At 64.2% G+C, this 17,736-nt stretch carries 14 protein-coding genes; 7 read left to right on the top strand and 7 right to left on the bottom strand.

Translation table 11 applies throughout. The annotated features are described in order from the left end of the window. Positions 1 to 2: 2 nt before the first annotated feature. Positions 3 to 839 carry a MurR/RpiR family transcriptional regulator gene (locus tag ACLI1C_RS04215; RefSeq protein WP_411395603.1) on the bottom strand — a complete coding sequence of 279 codons (837 nt, stop codon included), beginning with the start codon at positions 837 to 839 and terminating at the stop codon, positions 3 to 5. Between the two features lie 115 nt (positions 840 to 954). On the opposite strand from ACLI1C_RS04215, the gene ACLI1C_RS04210 reads away from it, so the two are divergent. The 5 genes from ACLI1C_RS04210 to ACLI1C_RS04190 all read left to right on the top strand — a co-directional run bounded on the left by ACLI1C_RS04210 (position 955) and on the right by ACLI1C_RS04190 (position 7,273). Continuing rightward, positions 955 to 1,701 (top strand): N-formylglutamate amidohydrolase, encoded by a 747-nt coding sequence (locus tag ACLI1C_RS04210; RefSeq protein WP_411395602.1) that lies wholly within the window; start codon positions 955 to 957, stop codon positions 1,699 to 1,701. Between the two features lie 36 nt (positions 1,702 to 1,737). Further along, positions 1,738 to 3,219, top strand: coding sequence for an amino acid permease (locus ACLI1C_RS04205; protein ID WP_411395600.1), 1,482 nt, complete (start codon positions 1,738 to 1,740; stop codon positions 3,217 to 3,219). A gap of 58 nt (positions 3,220 to 3,277) precedes the next feature. Then, positions 3,278 to 4,639 carry a glutamine synthetase family protein gene (locus tag ACLI1C_RS04200; RefSeq protein ID WP_411395599.1) on the top strand — a complete coding sequence of 454 codons (1,362 nt, stop codon included), beginning with the start codon at positions 3,278 to 3,280 and terminating at the stop codon, positions 4,637 to 4,639. Positions 4,640 to 4,731: 92 nt separating this feature from the next. Further along, positions 4,732 to 6,114 carry an aldehyde dehydrogenase family protein gene (locus ACLI1C_RS04195; RefSeq protein WP_411395598.1) on the top strand — a complete coding sequence of 461 codons (1,383 nt, stop codon included), beginning with the start codon at positions 4,732 to 4,734 and terminating at the stop codon, positions 6,112 to 6,114. Positions 6,115 to 6,118: 4 nt separating this feature from the next. After that, positions 6,119 to 7,273, top strand: coding sequence for an iron-containing alcohol dehydrogenase (locus ACLI1C_RS04190; RefSeq protein ID WP_411395597.1), 1,155 nt, complete (start codon positions 6,119 to 6,121; stop codon positions 7,271 to 7,273). A gap of 54 nt (positions 7,274 to 7,327) precedes the next feature. Here ACLI1C_RS04190 and ACLI1C_RS04185 read toward each other — a convergent pair whose 3' ends face one another. Continuing rightward, the gene (locus ACLI1C_RS04185; protein ID WP_411395596.1) at positions 7,328 to 8,794 is read right to left on the bottom strand and encodes a mannitol dehydrogenase family protein; all 1,467 of its coding nucleotides are present in this window, start codon (positions 8,792 to 8,794) and stop codon (positions 7,328 to 7,330) included. 123 nt (positions 8,795 to 8,917) lie between these two features. Here ACLI1C_RS04185 and ACLI1C_RS04180 point away from each other — a divergent pair, with 123 nt between their 5' ends. Beyond that, positions 8,918 to 9,829, top strand: coding sequence for a sugar kinase (locus ACLI1C_RS04180; RefSeq protein WP_411395595.1), 912 nt, complete (start codon positions 8,918 to 8,920; stop codon positions 9,827 to 9,829). A 26-nt stretch (positions 9,830 to 9,855) separates the two neighbouring features. Here the strand turns inward: ACLI1C_RS04180 and ACLI1C_RS04175 are convergent, their stop codons facing one another. From ACLI1C_RS04175 to ACLI1C_RS04165, 3 genes are all read right to left on the bottom strand, one after another. Beyond that, entirely contained in the window at positions 9,856 to 10,401 is a 546-nt protein-coding gene (locus ACLI1C_RS04175) for a DUF924 family protein (protein WP_411395594.1), read from the bottom strand. 10 nt (positions 10,402 to 10,411) lie between these two features. Next, entirely contained in the window at positions 10,412 to 11,413 is a 1,002-nt protein-coding gene (locus ACLI1C_RS04170) for a zinc-binding alcohol dehydrogenase family protein (protein ID WP_411395593.1), read from the bottom strand. 91 nt (positions 11,414 to 11,504) lie between these two features. After that, complete coding sequence (locus tag ACLI1C_RS04165) at positions 11,505 to 12,425, bottom strand: VOC family protein (RefSeq protein WP_411395592.1); 921 nt, start codon at positions 12,423 to 12,425, stop codon at positions 11,505 to 11,507. Between the two features lie 258 nt (positions 12,426 to 12,683). Between ACLI1C_RS04165 and ACLI1C_RS04160 the strand changes: the two genes are divergently transcribed. Next, positions 12,684 to 14,609: a methyl-accepting chemotaxis protein gene (locus tag ACLI1C_RS04160; RefSeq protein ID WP_411395590.1), complete on the top strand. Its 1,926-nt coding sequence runs from the start codon at positions 12,684 to 12,686 to the stop codon at positions 14,607 to 14,609. 53 nt (positions 14,610 to 14,662) lie between these two features. Here ACLI1C_RS04160 and ACLI1C_RS04155 read toward each other — a convergent pair whose 3' ends face one another. Together ACLI1C_RS04155 and ACLI1C_RS04150 are read right to left on the bottom strand one after the other, a co-directional pair. Continuing rightward, entirely contained in the window at positions 14,663 to 16,459 is a 1,797-nt protein-coding gene (locus ACLI1C_RS04155) for an ABC transporter ATP-binding protein (RefSeq protein WP_411395589.1), read from the bottom strand. A gap of 358 nt (positions 16,460 to 16,817) precedes the next feature. Then, positions 16,818 to 17,705, bottom strand: coding sequence for a lipid kinase (locus ACLI1C_RS04150; protein WP_411395588.1), 888 nt, complete (start codon positions 17,703 to 17,705; stop codon positions 16,818 to 16,820). Positions 17,706 to 17,736 lie beyond the last annotated feature (31 nt).

Genomic DNA, 17,736 nt, shown 5'->3' with positions numbered 1-17,736 from the left:
GCCTACTTGCCCTCGATCGAGCCCATGCGCTTGCTGGCTGTCGGCCAGCTCAGCTCGGTCGTCCGCGCAATGACGGCCTCGACCAGGGTGAAGAGCGAGCCATTGGCGTCCCAGGTACGGCCCATCTCGGTGCGGCAGGGCAGGACCAGCTTGGCAAAGCGCGCCACCGGGCTCATCCACTCGTCGGTGATGAGCACGATCTGGGCCCGCCGCGCCGTCAGTTCGGTCGCTACATCCAGGAGGCTGGCATCATATCGGCGCACGTCGAAGATGATGGCCAGGTCACCCGGCCTGACATCGATCAGTTGGTCCGCCCGTGTCGCCGGCCGGCCGTCGAGCCGGCGCACGCCCTGGCGGATCAGCCGCAGGTGGGCCTCCATATAGCCGGCGAGGAAATCGGTAAAGCGGCCGCCGGCGAGATAGCAGCTGCCCTTGTTTTCGGCGAGCCGGGCGCAGACTGCCTCGAATTCGGAGGCCGGGATGAGCGCGGCGGAACTGCGGAGATTGTCCACTTCCTGGGTCACGAAGCGATCGAGAAAATTGCTGTCCCCCCGCTCCTGCGCGGCGCCAGAATGGCTGCGTTGCAGGGGCGATTTGGAGCGTTCCTCCAGTTCCTCGCGCAGGGCGCGCTGGAAGTCGGGATAGGATTTGTAGCCGAGCTGGGAAACGAAGCGCAGCACGGTGGCCGAGCTGGCTCCCGCCTGCTGGGCGAATTCGGCGACGGGCGCCAGGCCCAACGTCGGATAGGAGCCAAGCAGCCCGCGCGCCGCGCGTTTCTCGGCTGCCGTCAGCCGGTGAATCGCTTCATGGATGCGCCCCGCAACCGACTTTCCCTCCATGCGCCCCTCTGATTTCAGGAATTCAGGATTGACAGTTCTTCTAAGTATGAAACTACTGATACAGAAGTTAATCGACAATGCGTAGGGCTAAGTGGACGTTAGCGGGCAAAAAGCGGTGCTGGTTTCCAATGCGCGGGGGCGTTCGCCCTTCGTCATCGTCTGCGACCACGCCAGCAACCGCATTCCCGCAAAATATGGCGATCTGGGCCTGACGCCCAGCCAGCGGTTGACCCACATCGCCTGGGACCCCGGCGCGCTCGCCGTCAGCCATGCGCTCTCGGATCTGCTCGATGCGCCCCTGGTACAATCGACGGTGTCGCGCCTCATCATAGACTGCAATCGCGAGCTCGATGCCCCCGACCTGATCTGGACGCTGTCGGAATCCACGCATATCGCGGCCAACGAAAACCTCGATCCAGCCGAACGGCAATACCGGATCGACCATTTTCACCGCCCCTATCACGCCTCGATCGAGACCCTGCTGGAAGCCCGGCGACATGCGGGTCGCGAGACCATCCTGGTCTGCATGCACTCCTTCACGCCGGTCTATAACGGCGTCGCCCGGCCCTGGCCGATCGGGCTGATCCATGGCGTTGACACGGGCTATACCAAGGCGCTGTTCGACGCGCTCAAAGCCGAGGACCCGAGCCTCAATGTGGGCTGGAACGAGCCCTATGCCGCCCTGAATGGCGTGACGCTGACGCTGGAAAAGCATGGCGACGGGCGGGGGCTCGATGCCACCATGATCGAAATCCGCAACGACGAAATTCTCGAACCCGCCGGGGTGACCCTATGGTCGACCCGGCTGGCCCGTTGCCTCGAAGCGGCGCGCCAGGCGCGCAAAGGGGCAATGGCAGTCTAGATCTATTCGTGGGCTCATTTTCAGGGGGACGTGACTATGGCTGAGACGAGAAAGGTCGGCAGTGTCGCATATGCGACACGCGACCAGAACTACTTCGCAAAGCGCGGGCTGATCCGGCACGCCAATGTCTGGCATTTGTGGGCGCTGGGGGTCGGCGCCGTCATCTCGGGACATTTCTCCGGCTGGAATGGCGGGCTGCTGCAGGGCGGCTGGGGCGGGATGTTCATCGCCACCGTCATTATCGGCATCATGTATCTGGGCCTGACCTTCGCCATCGCCGAGATGAGCCCGGCCTTGCCCCATACCGGCGCCGCCTATTCCTTCGCCCGCACCGCCATGGGGCCATGGGGCGGGTTCCTGACGGGTCTGGCCGAGAATGTCGAATATGTGCTCACCCCGGCGGTGATCGTCTTCTTCATCGGCTCCTATCTCACCGGCATTTTCGAGACGCCGGACAGCTTCCAGCCGGTCTGGTGGGTGCTGGCCTATATCGCCTTTGTCGGGCTCAATGTCTGGGGCGTGGCGCTCAGCTTCCGCGTGACGCTGATCGTGACCCTGCTGGCGCTGGCGTGCCTGCTGGTGTTCTGGGTCTCGGCCATTCCCAACATGGATTTCTCGCGCTGGGCGCTCAATATCGGTGAAGGCGGCGTCGAACTGGCCGAAGGCAATGGCCCCTTCCTGCCCAACGGCATCATGGGCGTCTTCTTCGCCCTGCCCTTCGCCGTCTGGCTGTTCCTTGCCATCGAGCAACTGCCGCTGGCGGCTGAGGAATCCATGGATCCCAAGCGTGACATGCCGCGCGGCATCATCGCCGGCTTCCTGACGCTGGTGGTTTCGGCGCTGGCCATCCTGACACTCAACCCATCGGTGGTCGGCATCGGCTCCTTCGCGCTGGGTTCGTCCGGCGAGCCGCTGCTGGATGGCTTCCGGGCCATCTATGGCGATGGCATTGCCAAGGGCCTGGCGCTGGTGGCGGTGCTGGGGCTGATCGCCTCGTTCCACACCATCATCTTCGCCCAGGGGCGGCAGATCTTCTCGCTGAGCCGTGCCGGCTATTTCCCGACCTTCCTGTCGGTGACCCATGACACGCGCAAGACCCCGCATGTCGCCATGGTCGCCGGTGCCCTCCTGGGCCTGGCCGTCATCATGTCGGTCTGGTTCCTGGCCGGCGAGGAAAACCGGGGCTCGGTGATCGGGTTCACCCTGCTCAACATGGCCGTGTTCGGCGCCATGCTCAGCTACATCATGCAGGGCCTAAGCTTCATCCTGCTGCGGCAGAACCAGCCGAATATGGAGCGGCCTTTCCGCAATCCGTTCGGCATTCCCGGCGCGGCCCTCACGGTTATCATCGCCGCTATCACCATCTACTTCCAGGTGACGGGCGACGCTGCCTATCGTGCCGGGATCATCGGCGTGGCGATCTGGTTTGCGGTGTTCATCGCCTACTTCGCCATCGTCGGCCGGCACAAGCTGATCCTGTCGCCCGAGGAAGAGTTCGCGCTCGAGCACAAGGCGTAATGCGCATCGGGGTCGCGCTCAGGCGCGGCCCCACCGGTCTGAACAAGGAGCCGCCGCAATGTCCTATACCCTTGCCGAACTGCGCAAAGACGTCGCTGCGGGCAGCATCGACACCGTGCTTGTCGCCTTTCCCGACATGCAGGGGCGGATGATCGGCAAGCGCTTGCAGGCGGAATACTTCCTTGAGACCGCCAATGACGAGACGCATGGCTGCGACTATCTGCTGGCCGACGATATCGACATGGAGCCGGTGCCCGGCTACGAGGCGGCCAATTGGGGCAAGGGCTATGGCGATTTCGTCATGAAGCCCGATCTGAAAACGCTGATGAAGGCCACCTGGCTCGAGGGTACGGCGATCGTGCTCTGCGATCTGTCCGATCACCACCACCACGAGCCCATTCCGCACAGCCCGCGCGCCATTCTCAAGGGGCAGATCGAACGCCTCGCCGCCATGGGCTACACGGCCAATGCCGCGACAGAGCTCGAATTCTATCTGTTCGACGACGATTACCGCACGATCAGTCAGAAGGGCTACCGCACCGCCCAGACGGCGGGTGACTACATCCAGGACTACAATATCTTCCAGACCACCAAGGAAGAGGGCGTAATGCGCGCCCTGCGCAAACACCTCCAGGCCTCCGGCATTCCCGTGGAATCCTCAAAGGGCGAATGGGGCCCGGGCCAGGAAGAGATCAACGTCAAATATGCCGATGCGCTTACCATGGCCGACCGCCATGTGGTGCTCAAGAATGCCACCAAGGAAATCGCCTGGGCGCAGGGCAAGGCCGTGACCTTCATGGCCAAGTGGGACTATACTCTCGCCGGGTCCTCCAGCCACATCCACATGTCGCTGGCCGACAAGGCCGGCAAGCCGCTTTTCGTTGATGCCGGGGACGAGCGGGGCATGAGCGAGCTCATGAAGCAGTTCATGGCCGGGCAGCTCGCCTATGCCCGCGACATCACCTATTTCCTGGCGCCCTATATCAACAGCTACAAGCGCTTCCAGGCCGGCACCTTCGCCCCCACCAAGGCAATCTGGTCGCCGGATAACCGCACCGCCGGCTTCCGCCTCTGCGGCGAGCATTCCAAGTCCATCCGTGTCGAGTGCCGCATGGGCGGCGCCGACCTCAACCCCTATCTGGCCATTGCGGCTTTGATCGCCGCCGGCATCAAAGGCATCGAGGACAAGCTCGACCTGGAACCGGCTTTTGTCGGCGACGCCTATATCAGCGAACAGCTGCGCGAGATCCCAAAGACACTGCGCGATGCCACCGACTGGCTTCGGCGCTCGACCATGCTCAAGGCTGCCTTCGGCGAGCAGGTCATCAGCCACTATGTACATACGGCAGAGTGGGAGCAGTTCGAATATGACCGGCGCGTCACCGACTGGGAGCTCAAGCGCGGCTTCGAGCGGAGCTAAGTCTCCTTGTCGCCACAGAAGGCTACACATACTCGATGTCACCCTGGCCTAGAGGCCGGGATGACATCGTGGGTTGCACGAGTTCGGAACACATGACTGACACTGTAAAAATCATCTCCCCCATCGACGGCAGCGTCTATGCCGAGCGTCCGCTCGCCAGCGCGACCGAAATCGACTCCGCTGTCGTCAGGGCCAAGGCCGCCCGGCGCGCCTGGGGCGAGGTCACCATTCCCGAGCGGCAGAAGATTCTCAGCCATTTCGTGGATGCCCTGCTGCTGATGAATGACGAGATCGTGCCCGAGCTGGCTTGGCAGATGGGCCGTCCCATCCGCTTTGGCGGCGAGAAGCGCGGCGTGGAAGAACGCAGCCGCTACATGATCGCGCTGGCCGCCGAGGCGCTGGCGCCATCGATCAAGCCCGAAAAAGACGGCTTCACCCGCTACATCACCCGAGAGCCGCTGGGCACGGTGATGGTGATCGCGCCGTGGAACTACCCCTTCCTCACCGCGGTCAATTCCATCGTGCCGGGGTTGATGGCCGGCAACGCCATCATGCTCAAGCATGCCAGCCAGACCCTGCTGGCCGGCGAGCGTTTTGCCATGGCCGCAGAAAGCGCCGGATTGCCGGCAGGCCTGTTCCAGAACCTCGTGCTTGGTCACGCCGATACCGAAAAGCTCATCGCTTCGGGCGCCATCGACCACATCAATTTCACCGGCTCGGTCGAGGGTGGCCGCCGCATCGAGAAGGCCGCCGCCGGCACCTTTGCCACGCTCGGCCTTGAACTGGGCGGCAAGGACCCCGCCTATGTCCGCGCGGATGCCAATCTGGACAATGCGGTCGAGAACCTTGTCGATGGCTCGTTCTTCAATTCGGGCCAAAGCTGCTGCGGCGTCGAGCGCATCTACGTGCACGAGACCGTCTACGACACCTTCGTCAACCGCTTCATCGAAAACGCCAAGGGCTGGACGCTGGGCAACCCGCTCGATTCGAATACCATTGTCGGCCCCATGGCGCGCGGCAATTTCGCCGATCATGTGCGCCAGCAGACCGAAGAAGCCCTGCGCGGCGGCGCCACACGCCACCTCAATACCAGGCACGATCTCGACAAGCCCGGGTCGCCCTATCTGGCGCCCGAGGTGCTGACCAACGTCAACCACCAGATGAGCGTCATGCGCGAGGAGAGCTTTGGCCCGGTTGTCGGCATCATGAAGGTGGCCGACGACGCCGAGGCCATCACGCTGATGAATGACAGCCCCTATGGTCTCACCGCCTCGATCTGGACCGAAGACCTGGATGCAGCTGCCAAGCTGGGCGCCAGCATCGAGACCGGCACGGTCTTTGCCAATCGCTGCGACTATCTCGATCCGGCTCTGGTCTGGACCGGGGTCAAGGACACCGGCAAGGGCGGCGCATTGAGCGAGATCGGCTATGCCAACCTGACACAGCCCAAGAGCTATCACCTGAAGCGGGTATGACCTCATGACCAAAGCCAACTGGAATTACCCAACTGCGATCAAGTTCGGTCCCGGCCGCATCGCCGAACTCCCCGAGGCGCTGAAGGCCGCCGGCATTGCGCGGCCGCTGCTGGTCACCGATGCCGGGCTGGTCAACCTGCCAGTCACGCAGAAGACCATCCAGATCCTCAAGGATGCTGGCATCCCCGTCGGCGTCTTTGCCGATGTGAAGCCCAATCCCGTTTCGGCCAATGTGGAGGCCGGCATCAAGGTGCTGCGCGAGGGCGGCCATGACGGCGTCATCGCCTTTGGCGGCGGCTCGGGGCTCGATGTCGGCAAGGTCATTGCCTTCATGGCCGGACAGACCCGCCCGATGTGGGATTTTGAGGATATCGGCGACTGGTGGACCCGCGCCGATCCCAAGGGCATTTTCCCCATCGTCGCCGTTCCGACCACGGCCGGCACCGGCTCGGAAGTCGGCCGCGCCGGCGTCATCACTGATGAAACGACCCATACCAAGAAGGTCATCTTCCACCCGCTGATGATGCCCAAGGTGGTGATCGCCGACCCTGAACTGACCGTCGGCATGCCCAGGTTAATCACTGTCGGCACCGGCATGGATGCGCTGGCCCATTGCCTCGAAGCCTATTGCGCCCCGGGCTATCACCCGCTGGCCGACGGCATCGCCGTCGAAGGCATCCGCCTCGTCTTCGAAAACCTGCCCAAGGTCTATGCCGACCCCAACGACGTGGACGCCCGCGGCCACATGATGAGCGCCGCCGCCATGGGCGCCACCGCCTTCCAAAAGGGCCTCGGCGCCATCCATGCGCTCAGCCATCCGGTCGGCGCGCTCTATGACACCCACCACGGCATGACCAATGCCGTGTTCATGCCCTATGTGCTCGCAGTCAACCACGCGGCCATCGAAGCCCGCATCGCGCGCCTCGCTGCCTATCTGGGCCTGGCCCCCAGCTTCGAGGCCTTCCAGCACGCCGTCCTCGCCTTGCGCCTCCGCCTCGACGTGCCGCACACGCTGGCGGAGTTCAAGGTGGATGGGACCAGGCGCGAGCTGATCGGCGACATGGCGATCGTCGATCCCACCGCAGGTGGCAATCCGCTCGAACTTACCAAGGCCCGCGCATTGGAGATCTTTGACAGGGCGATGGAAGGGCGGGTTTAGAACCCAGAGTGCTCAGTCTACACCCTCCCCTTGCAGGGGGTGTAGACTGCAGGCTCAGCCCACCACCTCCGCCACCGTTTCCTTCACGCCGACCTCGAAGAGGCTGTCGAGATGGGTCGCCACCGTCTCGCCAAAAGCCTGGTTTTCGGCCAAATCGGTTCCGAAGACTTCCGTAAGCCCGGCCAGCCCGACATAGAGCGCCTCAGCATCATCGCCGGCATCGGCGGCAATCGCCATCATGCGCATGGCCAGCGGATCGCGGACATCGATGGTCTCGCCCTTTTCGTCGATCCCCGTGACGTAGCGCATCCACGCCGCCACGCCGAGCCCGAGGCGTTCGAACGGCTCGCCCGCCTTGAGCCGGTCGCGGATGGTGCCGAGCAGGCGCTGCGGCAGTTTCTGGCTGCCATCCATGGCGATCTGCCAGGTGCGATGCTGCAGCGCCGGATTGCGGAAGCGGTCGAGCAGCTGGTCGCGATAGGCGCCAAGGTCGACGCCCGGCATATCCAGAGTCGGCATGGCCTCCTCGGTCATCAAGCCGTGGATCAGCTTGACGAAATCGGGATCGCCCATGACGTCGGAGATGAACTCATAGCCGGCCAGGTAGCCCAGATAGGCCATGGTCGAATGGCTGCCATTGAGCATGCGCAGCTTCATGCGCTCGAAAGGCTCGACATCCTCGACCAGTTGCGCTCCCGCCTTTTCAAAGGCCGGACGTCCCTCGGGGAAGTGGTCCTCGATGACCCATTGGGTAAACGGCTCGGTCATGATCGGCCAGGCATCCTCCGCGCCGATCAGCCCGGCGACCATTGCCCGGTCGGCGTCGGTGGTCGAGGGAACGATGCGATCCACCATGGTGCCGGGGAAGGCAACCTGGGCGACCCACTCGCCGAGGGCTGCGTCGCGCAGGGCGGCGAATTTGGTGACGATGCGCTTCACCGTCGCGCCATTGGACGGGAGATTATCGCAGCTCATCACCGCGAATGGCGCAATGCCCGCCGCCATGCGCCGGGCCAGCGCCTCGACCAGCATGCCCGGGGCCGATTTCGGCGCGGCGTGATTGGCCAGGTCATGGACGATATCGGGGTGGCGCTGGTCCAGCTCACCCGTCGCCGGATCATGGCAATAGCCCTTTTCGGTGACGGTCAGCGAGACGATGCGGATCTGGGGGCTCGCCATCAGCGCCAGCAGGTCCTCGCGCTCGGTATTGGCATCGAGCACCTTTAGGATCGAACCGATGATGCGCGGATGCGTCCCTGCTGCGTCGCGGATGGCAACGGTATAGAGCCCATCCTGGGGCTCCAGCGCTTCCTTGGTATCAGGCCGGCGCAGGCTGGCGCCGACAATGCCCCAGGCAGGATTGTCCTTGAGCAGATCGTCGACATAGACCGCCATATGCGCCCGGTGAAAGGCGCCGATCCCCAGATGCACGATACCGGGGGTGACCTTGCTGCGATCATAGTCGGGCACGCGCACCCCGGCTGGGGCATTGGCGAGGATGGCGGCGCTGAGGCGCGTCATGGACGTCTCCGGGGTAAAATCAGCTGCACCATAGTGCCTTCTCATCTTGTATGGAAGATACTGGCTTGCGGGTTCTTGGGCTTTACCGGCATAAGCCTCAGGCACGCAAGGGAGGAGCAGGGTTTGGCACAGCAGCGCTTCGTCAGCATCGGGGAATGCATGATCGAAATGAGCGGTGGTGAAGATCGCCAATACCGCCTCGGTTATGCCGGCGATACCCTCAACACCGCCTGGTATATGCGCGCCTTGCTCGGCAAGGACTGGTCGGTGGACTATTTCACAGGCCTAGGTGAGGACAAGTATTCCGCCGATATCCGCGCCTTCCTCGACAGCAATGATATCGGCACCGGTCATATCCGCACCGTGTCCGGCCGGCGCCCGGGCCTTTACCTGATCCACCAGGAAAAGGGCGACCGCCACTTCACCTATTGGCGCGATACCTCCGCCGCCAAGCTGCTCGCCGATGACAAGGAGGCAATGGCCAAGGCGCTCGACGGCGCCAGCATGGTCTATTTCTCCGGCATCACCCTCGCCATCCTGGCGCCGCGCGCGCGTGGCCGCCTGCTCGGCGCTATCGTCAAGGCGCGCGATGCGGGCGCCCGGATAGTCTTCGACACCAATATCCGCCCTGCCCTCTGGACCAGCCCGCGTGTCATGACCGCCGTGCTGACGGCCGCCGCCACCATGTGCGATGTCGTCTTGCCCACCCATGGCGACGAAGCATCCCTGTTTGGCGACAAGTCGGTCGAGGACACGGCCGATAGGTATCTGGAGCTGGGTGTCGAGGAGGTGGTGGTCAAGGACGGCGCAGGCGAAGCGCTGATCGCCACCGCCAGCGAACGCGTCCGCGTTGCGCCGAAACCGGGCGCCACGGTGGTCGACGCCACCGGTGCGGGCGACAGCTTCAATGGCGCTTACCTCTCCGCCCGGCTGGCCGGCAAGTCACTGCGGGAGGCGGCCGAGGACGCGCATCGCGTGGCCGCGGTCGTCATCGGGCAGAAGGGCGCGCTGGTCGACCCCAAGCTGGTGCAGTAGGCACGCCACCTGCCCATCGTGGAGTGTCAGAAGCCACGGTTTCCGGCCTCTTCCATATAGGCGACCTCCGCCGCTGTGCTGTCCCGTCCCAGTGCCTTGTTGCGGAACGGATAGCGGCCGAAGCGCATGATGCAGTCGTGATGCTTGGCGGCAAAGTCGAGGCCCTTCTCGTCGCCCAGCGCCTTGTGCAGGCGCATGGACTCGGCCTGGATGACCCGGGACTCCGAATGCATGAATGGCAGCAGGATGAACATCCGCTCATCGGTAGACATCGCCAGGTCGAGCCCCTGTGCGATCATCTCCTGCGCCAGCACCAGGGCCATTCTGTCCTGGGCAAAGGCCAGGGGCGAACCGCGATGCAGTTGCCTGGAGAACTGGTCGAGCACGATGATCTCGGCGAGGCGTCCTTTCGGCGTGGCTCGCCATTGCCACGCCTCGCCCTGGGCGACGCGCAGATGCGTCTCGGCGAACTGTTCCGCAAGTTCAGCGTCGAACTCGGCCTTGCCCCCGAACCAGTCGTCCCTGCCATGTTCAACGAACCAGAACCGGATGACGTCTTCGGCTGTGCGCATGTGGCTTCTCCTAGATCGTGATGATCGCCTTGATCAGACCGCTTCGGTTATGCGCCCATATCGGCAGGTTGACCGGAACATCTTCAAAGCTCGTCGCATGAGTGGCCAGGCGGTCGGTTGGTACGCTGCCATTGCGGATTGACGCCATGACATGGTCGAAATCCTCTCGCGTCGCATTGCGTGACGCGCGGATGGTGAGCTCGCGCCGGTGAATTTCGGGGTCTTCCCAAGAGAGGGTGCCCTTGACCACGCCGACCAGGGTCAGCGACCCGCCATTGCGGCAATAGCCGACGGCCTGGTTCATCGCAGGGATGGCGCCTGTAGCGTCGAACACCGCGTCGAACCCGGTGCCCATCGCGGCCTTGAAGGCGGCGCCAACGCGCTCGTCCAGTGTCGCAGCGCCAAAACCGAAGCTGCGCGCGGAGGCTAGCTTGTCGGCTGCAGCATCGAGAATGGTCACCTCCGCACCCGCGATGCGGGCGAAGAAGGCGACGCCAAGCCCGATGGGTCCGCCGCCGACAACCAGCACGCGCCAGCCGGGCTTGAGCTCGGTGCGCCGCACGGCATGGGCGCCGATGGCGAGGAATTCCACCATGGCCGCGTCGCGCAGGCTCAGGCCCTCGGCCTTGTAGAGATTGGCTTCGGGCATGACGAGCTCTTCGGTCATGCCACCATCGCCATGCACGCCGATCACGGTCAGCGTCTCGCAACAGTTGGTCTTTCCCTCGCGGCAGGCAGGGCACTGATAGCAGGGCAGATAGGGGTTGATGACCACGGGGTCGCCGTCCGCAAGCCCAGCGGCACCATTGGCGTCGAGCACCACGCCACTCAGTTCGTGGCCCATGATGCGGGGATATTTCAGGAAGGGGTGCTTGCCTTCGTAGATGTGATAATCGGTGCCGCAAATGCCGATATGGCGGATACCGACGCGGACCCAGCCCGCCTTCAGGTCAGGCCGCTCGACCTCGAGCAGCCGCAATTCGCCGGGTGTCTCACAACGTATGGCGCGCATGCGAAAGTCCTCCCTCTATCACAGCGGGAGGACTAACATGTTAGCTTCCGGTTAGGAAGGCACCCGTCTCATGACCATGAGACGGGCAAGCTTACTTCAGCAAGACCCTGATGCGGTTGCCGAACGGGTCTTCGGTTTCGATACCACCGTCGACCGGCGAGACCGGTGCCTTGGCGGTAGCCAGCCGTAGCTTGACGCCCTCGAGTGTAGCCGCGTCGGGCACGACAATGGTGAACCAGCGCAGGCCGGCTGCGCCTGCCGAGGATAGCCCGGCATTGGGGCCGGACCAGATGTTGAAGGCGATCGTATGCGGCATGTAGTCGAGCCCCACATCGCCCATGCCGAAGGAATGGATCATCAGGAAGCCGGCAAAGCCGATGACGTCGCGATAGAAATCCATCGCCGGTCCCAGGTCGTTCACATGCACATGCACGTGGCCGATGCGGGTTCCGGCCGGCATGCGTGCAGCCAGAACCGGGTTTGGCCCCAGTTCTGCCAGCAGCCCATCAAGGTCGATCGGGTCGCGGCCCGAATGCGGCTTGCCCTCGGCGGTCACCGCATAGGTCTGGCCGTTGTCGGGGTCGCCCAGCGTGCCGCGCCAGGGCGTTTCGAAGGTGATCTCGATGCCGTTGCCGTCAAGGTCCCAGAGATAGATCGCTTCGCTCACCAGGTGATCGGTCGGCGAGATCCGGACATTGCGCTGCAGAGCGCGCACGGCCATCTGCGCCAGGTCGACGCGGTTGGGCACATGGATGGCGACGTGATAGAGCCCGATGGTCCGCGGCACGACCGGACGCACCGCGCCGGTTTCGAGCACGATCAGCGGCTTGCCGCCAGCCCCCAGCGTCACTTCGTTGCCGGCTTCGGCGATGAGTTCGAGGCCCACGACATCCTGCCAGATGGCCAGTGCCTTGGCCCGGTCGGTGACGGCAATATGGGCCGGCCCCAGCGCCGTGTTCAGCGGTAGGATGGGCTTGGACTTAACATTGGTCTGCACGGATGCATCGATCATGGCGAGGCTCCTGAATTTGGTGTTGGTCAGCATATAGGCCCGGCGGGGTCGTGCGACCATCGGCACTGCGGCGAAGGCATTGTTCGCCAAAGCCGGGGCAATGACTCAGTGCATGGTCGCGGTTGACGCATATGAGCCATGCGACATGCCCCGGGAGCGGGCAGTTTCACCCAAACTTAAGCAGTTTCGCAGATGAGTGTTGCACTGTCTGAAGGCTGATCGGCCAGGACACCACTCGGGCATCAGGGTCGCACTGCCATGAATTTTCGCAATATTCCAATCCTGCAAAAGCTGGTTCTCACGGTGCTGCTGATGGGTGTGGTCGCCACCGCCATCGCCGCCATCGGCTGGCGCGAGCTGGGTTCGCTGCGCGATGTCATGGACCGGGTTGGCGCCAAGGAAGTGGCGGCGCGCGAAGCCATGGATATGCGCATGGACGTGATCGCCATCAGCCGCATGACCTACCAGCTGGTGCTGAACCCGGCCGGCGTCGCGGACTTCGTGACCCAGGCCGACCGGCGCATGTCCGAGATGAAGGGGCGCTTCCCAATCATCGAAGCTGCCGCCGATGAAACCGAACTGGGCCAGCTCGAAGCCGTCAAGCCGGTGATGGACGCCTATTTCGGCAAGATCAACGATATGCTGAAGGTCGCCGCAGCTCAGCCCTTCGATCAGGCCGCGCTTGATGCCGCCCTGGCCGAGGCCCTCGCCGCCCAGTTGGTCGTCACCGATACGATCAAGCTCTACAGCACCTATTCGGGCGAGCTGATGGCCAGCATGCGCGACGCCGCTGAAACCTCGGCCTTCAACGCCATGCTGACCCTGGCCATCTCGGCCGGCGCCGGTATTGTCGTCGGGCTGGGTGTCAGCCTGCTCGTGGGCCGCCGCACCATCGTCAATCCGGTGCGCGACCTCACCCACACTATGATCGAACTGGCAGATGGCAAGCTCGACGTCACCATCTCCAACTCCGATGCCAAGGACGAGATCGGCGCCATGGCCCGGGCTGTCGAGGTGTTCCGCCAGAACGGCAAGCGCGTCGCCGCGCTCAATGCCGAGGAAGCCGCGCGCAATCTCTCCATCGTCGAGCGCGCCGACATGATGGCCCTGCTGCAGGCCGAGCTCGGCTCGGTGATGCGGGCCGCCAGCGCCGGCGACTTCGCCCAGCGCGTGCCCACCGATTTCAGCGACGATGAGCTCAACGGCCTCGCCGCCAGCGTCAATGGCCTGGTCGAAACGGTCGACCGGGGCCTGGCCGAAACCGGCACCGTACTTTCCGCCATCGCCAATACCGACCTGACGCAGCGTGTGACCGGCCAGTATCAGGGGGCCTTCGGCGCTCTCCAGGACAATACAAATGCGGTGGCGGAAAAGCTGGCCGACATTGTCGCCCAGCTCAAGGGCACCTCGCGGTCGCTGAAGACGGCCACCAGCGAAATCCTGGCCGGGGCCAACGATCTGTCCGAGCGCACCACCCGCCAGGCTGCCACCATCGAGGAAACCTCGGCCGCCATGGAGCAGCTGGCCGGCACGGTGCTCGAAAATGCCAAGCGCGCGCAGGATGCCAATGGCAATGCGACCCGCGTCACGGCAACGGCCGAAATGAGCGGCGAGGTCATGGCCCAGGCGACCGGCGCCATGGAGCGCATCACCACCTCCTCGTCCAAGATTTCCAACATCATCGGCCTCATCGACGACATCGCCTTCCAGACCAACCTCCTGGCGCTCAACGCCTCCGTTGAAGCGGCCCGCGCGGGCGATGCCGGCAAGGGCTTTGCGGTGGTGGCCGTGGAAGTGCGGCGCCTGGCGCAGTCGGCAGCCAGCGCTTCCGCCGACGTCAAGGTGCTGATCGAACAGAGCGCCAAGGAAGTCAGCGACGGCAGCCGCCTCGTCGCCGACGCCGCCGAACGCATCAACGGCATGCTCGAAGGCGTCCGCTCCAGCTCGACGCTGATGGAAGGCATTTCCCGTGACAGCCAGGAGCAGTCCACCGGCATTACCGAGGTCAGCATCGCCGTCCGCCAGATGGACGAGATGACCCAGCACAATGCGGCGCTGGTCGAAGAAATGAACGCCGCCATCGAGCAGACCGAGAACCAGGCGACCCAGCTCGACGCCATTGTCGACATCTTCAAGGTGAGCGACGCCGGCCCGGTCCGGCGCAGCATGGCCCGCGCGGCCTGATATCACTGCACCAGAATGCAAGACGCCGGGGCTCACACCCCGGCGTTTTCGTTTCAGGCCACCAGCCCCTTGGTCAGCTCCAGCGCCTGGCGCTCGAACAGCCGGCGATAGATGCCGCCGTTGAGGCGGATGAGCGCCTCATGCGTGCCCTCTTCGACGATCCGGCCCTTGTCGAACACCAAGAGGCGATCGAGGGCGCGAACGGTCGAGAGCCGGTGCGCGATGACCAGCGTGGTGCGGCCCACCATGAGCCGTTCCATGGCCTGCTGGATCTGCACCTCGCTTTCGCTGTCGAGGCTCGACGTCGCCTCGTCCAGGATCAACACCCGCGCATCGGCAAGGAACGCCCGGGCGATGGCGACACGCTGGCGCTCGCCACCCGACAGCTTCACCCCGCGCTCGCCGACCAGGGTTTCGTAGCCCTTGGGCAGGTCGAGGATGAAGTCATGCGCATTGGCCTGTTGGGCCGCCAGCTCGATCTCGGCGCGTGTGGCGTCGGGGCGGGCATAGGCGATGTTCTCGGCCAGCGTGCGGTGGAACAGGATGGGCTCCTGCTGCACGATGGCGATCTGCCCGCGCAGGCTGGCCTGTTTCACCTCGGCGATGTTCTGCCCGTCGATGCGGATGGCGCCATCCTTCACGTCGTAGAGACGCTGGATCAGCTTGACGAACGTCGTCTTGCCCGAGCCTGAATGGCCGACCAGCCCGACGCGCTCGCCCGGCGCGATATGCACCGAGAAGTCGCGATAGAGTGGCGTCGGATGGGCGCCATACTGGAAGGTCACATGGTCGAAAGCGATCTCGCCCTTGCCGATGGCAATGGCCTTCGCGCCCGGCTTGTCGTCGATGCCCAGCGGCGTCCGGTCGAGCGCCACCAGCTCTTCCATGTCGTTGACCGCGCGCTGCAGGTTGCGGATGTGCTGACCCACGTCCCGCAGATAGCCCTGCAGCACGAAGAACATGGCGAGCACGAAGGTGATATCGCCCGGCGTCGCCAGGCCGCGCTGCCACATCAGCAGGCCCGTACCCAGGATGCCGGCCTGCATGGTGACCATCATGAAGCCCTGGATGGTGCCGCTCAGCGTGCCGCGCTTCCAGGTGCGGCGGGTGCGGATGTCCCATTTGCCCAGCACATGGCGCAGCCGCTGCTCTTCCCGGTCCTCGGCGCCGAAGGCCTTGACCACGGAGTTGCAGCTCACCGCATCCGCCAGAGCGCCGCCAAGCCGGGTGTCCCAGGCGTTGGCAAGGCTGGCTGCCGGCGAGACGAAGCCCATGGACAGAGCCACCGTGACGCCGATGTAGATCACCGAGCCGAGGCCCACGACGAGACCCATGACCGGCCAGTAGGAGCCCAGGATGACCGTGGCGCCGACCAGCATGACGATGGATGGCAACAGCGCGATCAGCAGCACGTCGTTGAGCGAGTCGAGCGCCCACATGCCCCGGGTGATCTTGCGCACCGTGGAGCCGGCAAAGCTGTTGGCATGCCAGTCGGTCGAGAAGCGCTGCACCCGGTGAAAGCCGTTATTGACGATGTCGGCCATCATCCGCAGCGTCAGCCGGATAATGCCCTGGAAGATGAACCAGCGCAGCACGACGCTGGCAAGGCCAAGCCCCACCACGATGGCAAAGGCGCGCAAAGCCGCATCGGCGCCAGAAGCGGTGCCGCCGGCAATGGCGTCGACGATCTGGCCGGAAAAGACCGGCACCATGACCTCGGCCAGAGTGCTGGTGATGACCAGGACGCAGATCAGCGCGATCAGACCCGGACGGCCCGACCAGTGACGGAAGGTGAAGCCGAGCACGTTGCGATAAGCATCGGCGCGGAAGTCGAGTTTCTTGCGACTCATAATGGCAGCCCGGTCCCGTTCTCCGGCGACCGGCCCTCAAAAGCAGGGAATGAAAGGCACAGCCGGAACGGGAGACGAAATGATCCCGTCAGATCAATTGGGCTGTGATGAGAAAAACCGCGAGCGGCGGGCCTCTACGGCGGGCCGCGGATGGCAACGACCTAACGTCGATTGTCGCCGAGGGGGAGTTCGAAGAATGTCACTGCCATACAACGCCTCCCTGGTTCGAGATCTGAAGCGGTAGACGTTTTGTAGCGAAACGGTTCGGGCTTGCCAACGGGGTAATTTGCAACGTCCCAATAGGTGATGCGGAAATGCAACGATGCGATGCTGAGAGGCTCTGTCGCCCTGCGCAGCCTCAGGCCGGCGAAAACACGGTCACGGCGCTTGGTCGAATGACAAAATGCGCCGGCGTCTGGGTCACGATATCGCCGTCCGTATTGATGGCCATCGGCTCCTTCGTCCGGATATCGAACTCCGTGCTCTTGGCGGTGCGGACCTCGTCCCACGCCCCGTGTTCGCCCCGGCGGAAGGCGCCCAGCATCAGCCCGAACTTCCAGACATTCTTGAGTTCCAGGCTGTAGAGATCGAGATGCCCATCCTCGATGGTGGCATCGGCATGGATCACCGTGCCGCCACCATAGTGCACACCGTTGCCCACTGCGATCTGCAGCGTCTTGACGCTGGCCCTGCCCGTGTCGCTGATGATCTCGGCCCGGAAGGGCTGCGCCTTCAGCAACACCTTGAGCGCAGCCAGAGCATAGCCCAGTTTGCCCCAGCGCCGCTTGGCCTCCGGCGTCAGGCCCCTGGCCAGGTCGACGGAGAGGCCCAGGCTCGCGACGTTGAAAAAGGGATGCCCGTTGACCTCGCCGAGGTCCACCCGGCTGGTATGACCGGCCAGGATGACATCCGCGGCCTTGAGCAGATCGTCGGGAATGGCCAGCGTCCTGGCCAGGTCATTGGCCGTTCCCATCGGCATGATGCCCATGGGAAGGCCGGTTTCCAGCACACCCTTGGCAGCGGAGTTGATTGTGCCGTCGCCGCCGCAGACGATGACCAGGTCCGCCTCGTGGCGGCGCCGGGCGATATCCGCCGATACCTCATCGGGCGAATTGAACCGCTCGATCACCGCATCAATCCCGCCCGCGTGCAACCGCGCGACGACGGGATCAAGCGCTGCGGTGCCCCGGCGCGAGTTCGGATTGACGAGCATCAGTGCACGGCGGCGGGTGGGCAGGGCTGACATGGAGATCCGGCGTTTGTGGCCTCCCGAGATG

Origin of the sequence: Devosia sp. XGJD_8 (genome assembly GCF_046614475.1) — a bacterium.
Lineage (GTDB): Bacteria > Pseudomonadota > Alphaproteobacteria > Rhizobiales > Devosiaceae > Devosia.
This window is presented reverse-complemented; position numbering and strand designations above follow the sequence as displayed.